A 12,468-nucleotide genomic window follows, 5' to 3' on the forward strand; every position below is an offset into this window, starting at 1 on the left:
GCGACACCGAATCGCGCGCGGGGTATAAATCCATCCCGAGCCTGAGGGGGGGCGCAGCGGGACGGTTGGGGGGCAATTCATTCACGGGCCAGCGCATCGACCGGATCGAGCCGTGCCGCACTGCGCGACGGCCACCAGCCACTGGCGACGCCGATGACACTGGCGCACAACACGGCCGCCGCGAAAGTGTTGACTGAAAACACGACAGCCACCTGCGGCACCACGAACGCGACGAGTTGGCCGATGGCGTACGACAGCACCACGCCGACGGCACCGCCCATCAGGCAGACCAGCACCGCCTCGATCAGAAACTGACGCAGGATGTCCTGCCGCCGCGCACCGATGGCACGGCGAATGCCGATCTCACGCGTGCGCTCCGTGACCGACACCAGCATGATGTTCGCCACACCGATGCCGCCCACGACGAGCGAAATCAACGCGACGAACGAGAGCAGCAGCGTGAGCATCTGGCTGGTGCGCGAGATCGACTTCACGACCGTGTCCATGTTGAACGTGAAGAAGTCCTTGTTGCCGTGCGCCCGGGTCAGCACGCGCACGATGCCTGCTTCGGCGGCCGACGGCGGATGGCCGTCGAGAATGCGCACGGTGATCGCTTCCAGATGCTGCTGACCCGCAAGACGGCTGGCGGCGGTCGACCACGGCACATAAAGGTTGAGCGAGCGGCTCACGAACATCGACGAACGGTCGCGCACCACACCGATCACCCGCAGCGGCAACGAGCCCGCCAGCACGATCTGGCCGATCGGGTCGCCGCCGTTCGGCATCAACTTGCGCAGCGCGTTCTCGCCGATGACGGCCACCTGCGCCTGACGTTCGACTTCGCTGGTGTCGAAGCCGCGCCCACGCGCGAGCTTCAGCCCGTTGGCGCGCAGGAAGTTCGCGCCTTCGCCGTGCACCTGAGCATCGGTATCGATGCGGCCGAAGCGCACGCGCACCGTACGCGCATTCACCTGCGGCGACACGCTGTCCGTGTACGGTTGCGCGGCGAGCAGTTCGGCGTCGCGCGGCAGCAGCGTGCGAATCTCGGCGGCTTTGTCGTCGTTAAAGTCTCGGCCACGCAGCACTGTGATCGTGTTCGGCGCGATGCTGCCGATATCGTTGAGCACGCGGCGTTTAGTGCCCTCGCCGATGGCCGAGAGCGAAACCACCGACGTGATACCGATGACGATGCCGAGCATCGTGAGCCCCGTGCGCAACCGGTGCGAAGCGAGCGCGTGCCACGCCATCGACAGACTTTCCGAGAACTTTGGCCAGCCCGCGAACCAGCGACGACGCGCTTCGACTGACGGCGGCTTCTGCAAGGTAACGTCATCGGTCTGCGGCGCGGTTTCTTCTGCGGTGGGGTCGACTTGGCCTGCGTGTGAGTCTTCGTGCGATTGCGATCGTGACTGTGACTGCGTTCGTTCACGCGTCAACGCGGCAAGCTCGGCCGTACGTGGCGTCTCGTTCACCCGGTCGCGCACGATGCGGCCATCGGCAATTTCGATGACGCGTTGCGCCCACGCGGCGACACCAGGGTCGTGCGTGACGAGAATGATCGTGTGCCCGCGTGCGTGAAGTTCGCACAGGATCTGCATGACTTCCAGACCGCTGCGGCTGTCCAGCGCCCCGGTCGGTTCGTCCGCGAGAATGATGTCGCCGCCATTCATCAGCGCGCGCGCAATACTCACGCGCTGCTGCTGTCCGCCGGACATCTGCGACGGCCGGTGCGACAAATGTCCACCGAGCCCCAACCGCCCGAGCAGGGCCGCCGAGCGTTGCGCACGCGCCGTCTTCGACGTGCCGGCATACACGGCGGGCACTTCGACATTGCCCTGTGCCGTGAGGTGGCCCATCAGGTGATAGCGCTGAAAGATGAAGCCGAAGTGCTCGCGGCGCAGCGCGGCGAGATCGTCATCGGAAAGCGACGCCACGTCGCGGCCGTCGATTTCGTAGCACCCGCTGCTGGCCCGGTCGAGACACCCAAGCACGTTCATCAGCGTCGATTTGCCGGAGCCCGAGGGGCCCATGATGGCCACCATCTCGCCGCGCCGGATCACCAGTTCGACATCGCGCAGGACAGTCACGGCGCCGACGCCCTCGCCAAACGAGCGCGCCACGCCGGACAGGCGCAACAGCGGGGCAGCGGCGGATGTATGCAGCGTATCCGGCGTGTTCGGCGTTTCAGGCATATCGGATGCCGGCGCCATGGCGTCGGTCGATGGGCGCACGTGCATCACAGCAGGCCACCTCCGGTGTCGCCGCTGCCGGGCGGGGGCGTATCGGTGGGGTCGGCGGTCACCACGCGCTCGCCTTCTGCGAGCCCGTCGAGCGCTTGCGCCGTCAGGCGATTGTCGAGACCGACCTTGACCCAGCGGGCCTGTGCATGGCCCTTCGCGTCCAGTACGCGCACCTTGAACCGGCCATCCGCACGCTGTTCGCCGAGCGCGACCGAGGGGAACGTCAGCGCGTTCGAAATGCGCTCGCGCACGATCGAGACTTGCGCCGTCATGTCGGGCCGCAACACGCCGTTCGGGTTCGGCACGTCGAAAAGGGCGTTGAAGAAAATGGCGTTGTTGATCTTCTCGGGTGAAGGTTGAATCACGCGCAGCTTGCCTTCGTAACGCGTCTGCGGCGCGCCCAGAATCGTGAAATACACCGGCTGGCCTTCGCGAATGCGCACCACGTCCGCTTCGGAGACTTGCGCCTTGACGGTCATCTTCGAGAGGTCGGCAATCTTGAGAATCGTCGGGATCTGATAGATCGCGGTGACGGTCTGGCCTTCCTGTGTGCTGATCAGCGTCACGCTGCCCGAGATCGGCGCGGTGATGCGCGTGTACGACAGGTTGGTGCGGGCCTTGTCGACCTTCACGTTCTGCTGGCTGATTTGCGAGTCGAGTGCGGCGAGTTCGGCGCTCAGCGCCTCATAGTCGGTGCGCGCCTTTTCAAAGTCGCGCGGCGAGGTGGCGTCCTCGCGGGCCATCTGCCGTTGGCGTGCCAGCTCGCGCTCGGCCTGCGCATGGCGAATGGCCTTGGCGCGACGGTCGGCGGCGAGCGTCGTGAGGCCCGCCGTCACTTCGCGAAGATCGTTCTCGCTGAGCGTGGGGTCGATCTCCGCGAGCAATTGCCCCTTGGTGACCTTATCGCCGAGCACGACCTTCAGCGAGCGCAACTGCCCGTTGGCTTGCGAGCCGACTTCCACTTGCTTGATCGGCTGAAGCACGCCCGTCGCGAGCACGGCATCTTCCAGACTGCTGCGGGTGACCTTCGCGCTGAGATAGGCCGGCGGTTTCGCCTGCGGCCATTGCCACGCCACGATGGCACACAGCGCGAGAAAGACGGCCGCGGCGGTCTTGCGGCGACGGGTGAGGCGAAACTTGCGTGAGAGCGTCATTGATCAGGAAATAAGCACCGCGTCCGCACCGTTGTGCAGACATGTGGCGATCCTAATCAAAGGGGGCGGGACAAACTGTTTTCAGTTGTTGCGACTTTGTGAACAGAATTGACCGGACATGGATTTATGTCGCTTTCGGTGGAATTGCGTCGGTTTGCGTGCCCTAGGGCAATGGGCGTGCACCCGCGGGCAACGCCGGATGATCTGGGGTGGGATAGGTCAGTGCGGGCAATGGTGCCCCGGGGCGCCGGATGACAACTTGATCGACCACGGCCTCGACGTCGGCTGTCTGTTCCAGCGCCTTGATGAGTCTGGCGAGCGGAAACCCCGGTGCCATGCAGCCCTGCATGACGATGATGCGCCGCTGGAACGTGAGCCAGAGCGAGGTCTGCGTTTTCCACGGGATGTCGGCGGCGACGGAGGAAAGCCGTCGCTGCGCACTCTCGGCAATCTCGACATCGTAGCGATAGCTGTTAGAGAGCCGGCAGCGCCCCTCGAACCAGCAGTGATTGCCTTTCTCGATGCGGTGGTGGGCATCGGCGATCCAGTCGGATTCGCGCATAAACGGGCCTAATGGCACCGGACAGTTGGCCACCGCCGAGGAAATGTGGAGAAACGGATCGTTGCCGAAATTGCGCAGATCGTCATGGGCGCCGGCAGCCGTTGTGCTTGCCGGCGCGGCGGGAGCCCCGCCCGGCAAGGCAGTTGCGGCGGCGCTCGCCGTTGCCGCGACAGCCATCGCCAAAGCCAGCCCGGTGGCGGCGCGTTTGCACAATGTGAAGATTGGACGGCGCATACGACCTCCCACGAAACGTACGGGGTGAATGCTGCAACACGTGAAACCAGCGCGCACGCGCCAAGATGACTATAATTTCGCGCTATCGCTTGCAACGTCGCTCAAATCTACATTTTTTGGTCGAGCGGCGATTGTGACCGGCTGGACTGCGGATCAGGTTGCCTTACCAATCCTTTCTGAAATAAGGATTGGATGCCATTTTATTGGATGCTTCGGCCAACGGGTGGCTGGACGGGCGCGCAAACTTCAGCGTATCTCGACACCGTGGGAGCACAAACCATGTCCTCAGGCATTGGCGCGCCGGGTGCGGCGCTACATCGGGCCTGGCGTTTGCCGGGGCAGGGCACCGCCGCTACCGTCGGCACACGCCGCGCTTCGTCATCGCCCGACCGTTTCACGAATGCGCTGCGATCGCTCTCCGGGGTGCGCGAATCTGCTGCCTCCGAGCCGGTGCAGTCGGTACAGCATACGGCGCAAGACCCTGCCGTAGCGGCAGTCCAGAGTTCGGCCTCCCTGCGTGAGCTGGGCCGAGCCTAAATTAGCGAGAATTCCTTCATGAGTCTGCATGTTCTTCTGGTCGACGACGATCCCGTCGTGCGCGACCTGCTGCGTGAGCTGCTGCATGCCAACGGTATGCAGGTCTCGGTGCTTCACAACGGCGCGTCGTTGCTGCGCCGGCTCGAACTCGAGCGTCCGTCGGTGATTTTGCTCGACATCATGATGCCCGAGCGTGATGGCCTGCGCGCGTTGCAGGACTTGCGCGCGGCTGGCGAAGATATCCCCGTGATCATGCTCTCCGCGCGTGGCGGTCCGCTCGACCGGGCCCTCGGTCTGGAGTTGGGGGCTGACGATTACCTCGCCAAACCGTTCGATCCGCGCGAATTGCTTGCGCGCATTCACGCGGTCTTGCGCCGGCGTGGCCCGGTAGCGGCGAGTGCACCCGACGCGCGCGCGCCGTACCGTTTCGGTCCGTTCGAACTCGATTTCACGCTGCGCACCTTGCAGCGCGAAGGCGAGCGTCTGCCGCTGCGCGACACCGAATTCGCAATGCTCAAGGCGTTCACGCAACATCCGATGCAAGTGCTGCCGCGTGTGAAGCTGCACGCGATGCTGTACGGCGACGGCATCTCGTTCCGTGATCGCAGCCTCGACGTGCCGGTGTGGCGCCTGCGCCGCCTGATCGAAACCGATCCGTCCGAGCCGCGTTATATCCAGACGATTCGCGGCAAGGGCTACGTGTTTGTGCCGGGCGGCGAGCTGTCGGCCGATGCGACGTCCGACGCGCGCGAACATGACGCCGGTGGCGCCGACGATGGCCGGGCGCTTGCGGTGTCGCCGGTGGCTGCGGTCGCGGCGGTGGCCCCAGTGGTCAAGCGTGCCGTGCGTGGCTGGCGGGAGTCGATGGCGTGAAACTGTGTTGGCGGCTGCGCGACACGCTGTTCGGGCGCATGGCATTGCTGGGCATCGGCGTCTTGCTGGTGATGCATATCGTGTGGAGCGCGCTAGTGTTCTACCAGCGGCCTCGCCAGCAGGTCGACGGTTTCGCGCGCGGCTTGCTCATCGCCATTCAAAGCGTCGATCAGCGCGCCGTCGACCCGGGCAGCCTCGCACCGCCGCGAGGGTTGCGGCGCGTGCCGGTCTCGCAGGCGCCGGTGTTTGCCGATCCGTCGGAAGACGGCCGCGCTGCGCATCTGCGTAACGAACTCCTCTCGAAGCTGCCGCCCGGCACGCAGTTGCATGTGCGCGAAGAGCCGAAGCGCACCAGCTTGTGGGTCTTACTGCCGAACCACGATCAATGGATTGTCATCCCGCTCGATCTGCCGCCAATGCCGCCGTTCGTGCGCGAGACAGTCGGCATTCTGATTGGCGCGGTGTTGCTGGCGTTGTTGATGGCGTGGCAGATGCAGCGCCCCATTGCACGCGTGGCACAAGCCGCCCGGGTGATCGCCCGGGGACGCCGTCCCGCGCTGCTGCCCGAACAAGGGCCGCACGAATTGCGTGATCTGGCCCACGCGTTCAACGACATGGCCAAGCGTCTGGCCGAGGCCGAAGACAATCAGGCGATCATGCTCGCCGGGATTGCGCACGATCTGAAGTCGCCGCTCACGCGTCTGCGTCTGCGCGCGGATCTGATCGACAGCGAAGGCTCGCGCGACGGTTTCGTGCGCGATATCGCTTCCATCAATCACATCGTTCAGCAGTTTCTCGCCTATGCCCGCGACGAGGCCGATACGAGTCCGCTCGTCGGCGTCGACGCGTTTCTGCGCGAGCAATTTCCTGCGGAAGAGGTGTGTGACGCGACTGTCCCGCCGCTCATGACGACGGACATGGTCGTCGAAGCGCTTGCCTATGCCGATGGTGAAAATGCCGAAGGGGCTGACGGCGCCGCAGCGTTGAGCGGTGCCGCTGGCGCGTCGTGCACGGATCAGGCGTTGTTCACTTGCGACCTGCGCGCGGGGCCGGACTTCAGGCTGCCGCGGACGCTGCTCGATCGCGTGATGTCGAATCTTGTCGACAACGCGCTGGAGCACGGCGAGCCGCCGGTGCGGCTGGCGACGTGGCGCGAAGGCGATATCGGCTACATCGAAGTGACCGACTGCGGCGCGGGAATTCCGGAAGATCAGGTAGCGCTGGCGATGCGGCCGTTCGTGCGGCTCGATGCTTCGCGTGGCGGCGAAGGCCACTGCGGCCTTGGCTTGTCGCTGGTGGGGCGTCTGGTCGAAGGGCTGGGCGGCTCGGTGCGGCTCGCGACGTCACCGGAAGGCGGGTTGCGCGTCACGCTGTGCTTACCGGTTGGCGCGTTGCGCGCCAACCTTTCCGCCAATCAAGCTCAATAAATCTCCGGCACGATCATCGTGTCGGGCACCGGGTGGCGCATGTAGTCTTCGCTGCGGGCGCGCTCGGGCAGCAGCACGGGCGTGCGTTCCACGTCGTGATAGGGCACTTGTGCGAGCAGGTGATGAATGCAGTTCAGGCGCGCGCGCTTCTTGTCGTCGGCCTGCACCACCCACCACGGTGCTTCAGGAATGTGGGTGCGCTCCAGCATGACTTCCTTGGCGCGCGTATAGCTTTCCCAGCGGCGGCGGCTTTCCAGATCCATCGGACTGAGCTTCCACTGCTTGAGCGGGTCTTGAATGCGGGCGAGAAAGCGCGCTTCCTGCTCTTCGTCCGAAATCGAGAACCAGTATTTGACGATCTGTACGCCGCTGCGCACGAGCATCTTTTCGAACTCGGGCACCGAGCGGAAAAACTCTTCGTACTCGTCATCCGTACAGAAGCCCATCACGTGCTCGACACCGGCGCGGTTGTACCAGCTACGGTCGAACAGCACCATTTCGCCGGCAGCGGGCAGGTGCTGCACGTAGCGCTGGAAATACCATTGCGTGCGTTCGCGGTCGTTGGGGGCGGGCAGGGCGGCGACGCGGCACACACGCGGGTTCAGGCGTTGCGTAATGCGCTTGATGGCGCCGCCTTTGCCGGCCGCATCGCGGCCTTCAAAGATCACCACGAGGCGGTGACGGCTGCGAATCACCCAGTCTTGCAGCTTGACGAGTTCGCCTTGCAGGCGGAAGAGCTCGCGGAAATATTGCAGACGTTCGCTGCGCGCGGTGTCGGTCAGATCGTTCAGGCCGGGCAGGCGCAGATCGTCGATTTCCATCTCGATTTCTTCGTCGTAGCTGTCGATCAGGTCATCCTGGAGGCGACGCGCGAGCGAGGCGTCGTGGTCGGCATCGGAGTCGAATTTTGTCATGGCGACGATCTCGGTACGGGGCGGAGAAAACCCCCGCGTGGCGGATTGAGCAACTGAGTATGCGACGATTCTATGACACCCGCATGGCGCTGGCGAGGGCCGTGTTCCGGGGCGCACCGCGCGTGCAACGGGTTTGTGACTGTCACATAAAAGACATATGACATTGTCATGATGGCCGGTCCCGCCACGTTTTGGCGAGGCATTCCCGACGCGCCGGGCTCGACCGGCCGTTGGGGTCTTCACGACCGTTACCGACTTCCCCACGTTTGACTCCGACAGTGCGCATGTTTGCCGACCTTGCTCATCATGCTTATGGCTGCGATCAGGCGGGTTTGATCTACGGCTATCACTTCACCGAGGGCGCGTCGCCGGCGCCGATCGATTCCGGTGAGGCGCTGGCGTGGCTGGCGAAGCTTGCGCGCGGCGAGCACGCCGACGGGTTCTTGTGGCTGCATTTCAACTTCGCACATGCGGCGTGTGAGAAGTGGCTGCAACAACACATGAGCCTGCCGGAGGAGTTCTTCGACGCGCTGACCGAAGGCTCGCGCTCGACACGCATCGAACATTCCGACGACTGGTTGCTGGCCGTGATCAACGACGTGATCTTCGCGTTCGACATTGCGCAGTCCGAAATTTCCACCTTGCGGGTGGCGGCCAATGCGCGGCTGCTGGTGACCGGGCGGGTCAAGCCGTTGCGATCGATCGACAAGCTGCGCGCGTCGGTCAAGCGCGGCGAGGCGTTTCGTTCGCCGTTGGCGTTGCTGGTGCACTTGCTGCGCGATCAGGCGGATGTGCTGGAGCGCATCGTGCGCGAGACCAGCCGCCGTGTGGACACCGTGGAAGACCGGTTGTTGCAGCAGCGCATCGAGAGCAACCGGGCCGATCTGGGTTCGCTGCGGCGGGTGCTGGTGCGGCTGCAACGCTTGCTGGCACCCGAGCCGGCGGCGCTCTTCCGATTGTTGAGCCGCCCGCCGGTGTGGGGGCATGCCGAAGACGTGCAGGAATTCCGTCAGGCGACGGAAGAGTTTGCGGTGGTGCTCAACGACTTGTCGGCGCTGCTCGAGCGCATCAAGTTGTTGCAGGAAGAAATTGCGGCGATGGTCAGCGAGCGCACGGACCGTACGATTTACACGCTGACGGTCGTGACGGTGCTGGCATTGCCGATCAACATCGTGGCGGGCTTTTTCGGTATGAACGTCGGCGGCATTCCGCTGGCCGAGCATCCGCATGGGTTCTGGGTACTGGTCGCTATCGTCGCGACCGGCACGGCGGCCGCCGGCTGGTGGGCATTCCGGCGCCGGCCGGAGTGAGGTGCTACGCGTCGAATGTTCGTGAAATCGAGCATTACGGCGATTATGCTCGATTTTACGAGCATCAATAATCTTGCCTTTTCCGAATTTGATCGTAAAATCAAACATTAACGCGTTAATGCTCGATTTTACGATCATGAAAATATCCCAAAGCGAATCGATATCCTCGGCATTGCAGGCCGAAGCTGCGCGTCTTGGCCAACTCCTTGCCAGACTGCGCAAGGCGCGCCAGCTCAAGCAGACTGATGTGGCGGCACGTGCCGGGCTTTCGCGTAACACCATCTATCGCATCGAGCACGGTGACCCGGGTCTCGCGTTTGGGCAGATCCTGCGCTATCTGGACGCCGTCGCTCCCGGCGCAACGCTCCAGGATCTATATGCTGAATCGGATCCCGCCTTGGCTGCATTGAAGCTGCGGGAGCAAACCCAGCGGGTGCGCGATTTGACGAGTGCCGATCTCGAAGCCCTCGACTTCTGAGCGAAGGCCGAAATCCCCCGCTGCTTCAGTGACTTCTTTCTTATCTTGGAGTGCGAACAATGGCAGAGGCCACGACCCGGCTCACCGTTTTTGCGCATTTGGTGCAGGGCTGGGCACCTTGCGGCCAACTGGATCTCACGGAATCTGGGGCTACGTTGATGGCGTCAGCGTTTGCGTATGGTCTGAAATACCTGCGTCGCAAAGACGCCATTGAAGTCGATCCAGTGAGTCTTGGTATTCGCCAACGCGAGAGCGTTGAAGCCAGACGCTTATTTCCCCACAACCAGTTGACGGCATTCGGTGGCATTCGCGACGCCGCGCCCGATGCGTGGGGGCGGCGTGTGATCGAGGCGAAACTCAAGGTGCCGGCCAACAGTCTTCCTGAGTCGGCCTATCTGCTTCACGCGGGAAGTGAGCGTGTCGGTGCGCTCGATGTGCGAAGCGGACTCGACGATGCCCCATCGGCAGGTGTGACCGGCGTGAAATCGCTGGCTTATCTGGTGGAAGCGGCCGATCGGATCGAAGCGGGGCTGCCGGTGCCGGCCCATCTGGACGCCATCTTCGTCGACGGTTCTGCACTCGGCGGTGCACGACCCAAAGCTTCCGTACGCGACGAGGCGGGGGTGCTGTGGCTCGCCAAATTTCCCAGTCGGACCGATCCGTTCAATGTGCCGACGCTGGAGTGCGCGACATTACAACTGGCCGCGCGTGCCGGCTTGACGGTGCCGTCGGTTCACGTGCGCAAGCTGGGCGAGCGTCAGGTGATGCTGATCCGTCGTTTCGACCGATTCTGGACGACCCCCGATGAAGCAACCCGCGCCGACGCGGCGACTTCATCGGTCGGACCCGAGAGAGGATATGTCGAACGTCGCATACCGTTTGTGAGCGGGTTGACGTTCGTCGGATGCGACGAAAGCGAATCGCACACGAAGTCGTACGCCGACCTTGCCGATGCCGTGCGCCGTTATTGCCATACGAGCGTCATCCGACAGGACAACGCCGAATTGTTCAAGCGGATGATCTACAACATCTTTGTCAGCAACGACGACGACCATCTGCGCAATCATGGATTCGTCTGGGACGCCCACCTTGGTGGTTGGCGCCTCAGCCCGCTCTACGATGTCATGCCGCGAAGCAGTGGCGCGCAAGAGCGCGTCTTACACCTCGGTGTGGGGCCACAGGGACGTTTGGCCACGCTGGACAATGCATTGGATTCCCACGAGCGCTTTACGTTGTCGCGCCGCGTAGCGTCGCAACTAATCGACGACGTCTGGCGCGTTGTTCGCGAGTGGCGTGTGTTCTTCGACGAGTTCTCGGTCAGTGCTGCCGACATCGAGCGCATCGCCCCGGCGTTTCGCCATATCGACGACATTTCCAGTGCTGCCCTACGTAAGCAATTGGCCTGAAACCAGCGCCGGGCGGCTGCCGCCCTATCGCGCACTCGTTGCCGCTGCGGCAATCCCCGGTATCCGATCCACCGCCGCCAGCACTTGTTCTGGCGTGATCTCGCGAGTGCATTCGAAGGCGCGTGATGTCCCGTGATGGCGCGGGCACCAGTGGAAGTCATCGTGCCGGTAGCGTAGCGCGGGATCGTGCCAGCAGCCGGTGCAGACGTTCTCCGCAATCACGCGATAGGGCGTGGCGAACTCGTTGTGCGGCAGCGTGAAGCCGGACACCAGCACCGTCGGTGTGCCTGCCGTCCACGCCAGCCACGACAGGCCGCTCGATAGCCCAATGAATGCGCTCGCATGCATCAGCCACCGTGCGCGCTCCGTGAGCGGCAGATCGCCGGTCGCATCTTCCGCACCCTCGGGAATGGCCTGCCAGAAGTCGCCCTTGCCATGACGCGGCTTCTGATCGATGCAGATCACCCGAAGCCCTCGCGCGCGCAAGCCCGCGACCACCGTCTCCCAGCCGTCCGCCCGATTCCAGTATTTGCACTGCGCCGTACTTTGCACGGCGATGCACACGTATGGCGCCGCCAACGGACGCGACGTGTCCGGTAGGCCAAGACGTGCAGGCGCTTCCGTGTCATCCACGCCCAGAATATGTGCCGCCGTCCGGTGCAGCCCCGTCTCGCGAAAATCGCGCGGTTGCTGCGTCAGTTCGCCGTCGTCGAAGAAGAGTCCAATGTTGTACGTCGCGTAGTACTTGCGGCGCTCGACATTCTCTTGCGCGACGAATTCCACTTCGGGATACGTGTCGCGAAACAACGAAGCGACGGCGGGGCTCACCACACACGCCAGACGGCAGCCATGTTCCCGGGCGAAACGCAGGGCATACGGCAGCCAGCCCAGTACGTCGCCGAGGGCGGCCACGGCGAACTGGACGAGCACGTCCTGATCGCGGGCGTCGTAACGATGCTCGAACACGACGACGTCGTTGAGCCAGATGGTGATGCCGTGCGGCACGTAGTACTTTGCGGGGCTGCGCACGACCCCCGACGACAACGCGGTTTCGATGAGCGTGGCATCGTCGCGCGTGTCGAAGATTCGCACGCGCCACGGCAACGGTTGCCCGAAGTCGGGGATAACTACCCGCGCCCCGTCGTTGAAGTCGAAACGCAACCCTGCCGGGCCGACTTGCGTCGGCAGCAGGGCGGGGGCGAGAAATATTTGGTTCGGTGACTGGGCGAAGGGGGCGGCATCATTCATGCCGTTACCTTACGTCTGACGGTCGAATCGCAATCGACGAACAAACGTGCCAAAAGGCGGTTATTTCGCGAATTTGCCGGGTTTT

General features: G+C 63.7%; 11 protein-coding genes. 6 read left to right on the top strand and 5 right to left on the bottom strand.

Annotated features, from left to right (window positions below; genetic code table 11):
- Positions 1–77: 77 nt before the first annotated feature.
- From PIN31009_RS20410 to PIN31009_RS20420, 3 genes are all read right to left on the bottom strand, one after another.
- Positions 78–2,192 (bottom strand): MacB family efflux pump subunit, encoded by a 2,115-nt coding sequence (locus PIN31009_RS20410; protein WP_150791419.1) that lies wholly within the window; start codon positions 2,190–2,192, stop codon positions 78–80.
- 44 nt (positions 2,193–2,236) lie between these two features.
- A complete protein-coding gene (macA, locus tag PIN31009_RS20415) occupies positions 2,237–3,394 on the bottom strand; it encodes a macrolide transporter subunit MacA (protein ID WP_150791420.1) in 1,158 nt (385 codons plus the stop codon).
- Positions 3,395–3,557: 163 nt separating this feature from the next.
- Positions 3,558–4,190, bottom strand: a complete 633-nt coding sequence (locus PIN31009_RS20420) for a hypothetical protein (protein ID WP_174997306.1) — start codon at positions 4,188–4,190, stop codon at positions 3,558–3,560.
- A gap of 279 nt (positions 4,191–4,469) precedes the next feature.
- On the opposite strand from PIN31009_RS20420, the gene PIN31009_RS20425 reads away from it, so the two are divergent.
- From PIN31009_RS20425 to PIN31009_RS20435, 3 genes are read left to right on the top strand one after another with little or no spacing between them, the layout of a single operon-like run.
- Positions 4,470–4,727 carry a hypothetical protein gene (locus PIN31009_RS20425; RefSeq protein ID WP_150686016.1) on the top strand — a complete coding sequence of 86 codons (258 nt, stop codon included), beginning with the start codon at positions 4,470–4,472 and terminating at the stop codon, positions 4,725–4,727.
- An 18-nt stretch (positions 4,728–4,745) separates the two neighbouring features.
- A complete protein-coding gene (locus PIN31009_RS20430; RefSeq protein ID WP_150791421.1) occupies positions 4,746–5,600 on the top strand; it encodes a response regulator in 855 nt (284 codons plus the stop codon).
- Positions 5,597–7,027 (top strand): ATP-binding protein, encoded by a 1,431-nt coding sequence (locus tag PIN31009_RS20435; protein ID WP_246185775.1) that lies wholly within the window; start codon positions 5,597–5,599, stop codon positions 7,025–7,027. The genes PIN31009_RS20430 and PIN31009_RS20435 overlap by 4 nt, the downstream gene beginning before the upstream one ends.
- Here PIN31009_RS20435 and ppk2 read toward each other — a convergent pair.
- The gene (gene ppk2 / locus PIN31009_RS20440; protein WP_058375770.1) at positions 7,021–7,941 is read right to left on the bottom strand and encodes a polyphosphate kinase 2; all 921 of its coding nucleotides are present in this window, start codon (positions 7,939–7,941) and stop codon (positions 7,021–7,023) included. The genes PIN31009_RS20435 and ppk2 overlap by 7 nt on opposite strands.
- A 284-nt stretch (positions 7,942–8,225) precedes the next feature.
- Here ppk2 and PIN31009_RS20445 point away from each other — a divergent pair, with 284 nt between their 5' ends.
- From PIN31009_RS20445 to PIN31009_RS20455, 3 genes are all read left to right on the top strand, one after another.
- A complete protein-coding gene (locus PIN31009_RS20445; protein WP_150686018.1) occupies positions 8,226–9,251 on the top strand; it encodes a transporter in 1,026 nt (341 codons plus the stop codon).
- A gap of 73 nt (positions 9,252–9,324) precedes the next feature.
- Entirely contained in the window at positions 9,325–9,729 is a 405-nt protein-coding gene (locus tag PIN31009_RS20450) for a helix-turn-helix domain-containing protein (RefSeq protein WP_246185776.1), read from the top strand.
- Between the two features lie 59 nt (positions 9,730–9,788).
- Positions 9,789–11,135: a type II toxin-antitoxin system HipA family toxin gene (locus tag PIN31009_RS20455; RefSeq protein WP_150791422.1), complete on the top strand. Its 1,347-nt coding sequence runs from the start codon at positions 9,789–9,791 to the stop codon at positions 11,133–11,135.
- A gap of 24 nt (positions 11,136–11,159) precedes the next feature.
- Here PIN31009_RS20455 and PIN31009_RS20460 read toward each other — a convergent pair whose 3' ends face one another.
- Positions 11,160–12,383 carry an autotransporter strand-loop-strand O-heptosyltransferase gene (locus PIN31009_RS20460; protein WP_150791423.1) on the bottom strand — a complete coding sequence of 408 codons (1,224 nt, stop codon included), beginning with the start codon at positions 12,381–12,383 and terminating at the stop codon, positions 11,160–11,162.
- Positions 12,384–12,468: the final 85 nt, after the last annotated feature.

The organism is Pandoraea iniqua, from assembly GCF_902459685.1.
Classification (GTDB): domain Bacteria; phylum Pseudomonadota; class Gammaproteobacteria; order Burkholderiales; family Burkholderiaceae; genus Pandoraea; species Pandoraea iniqua.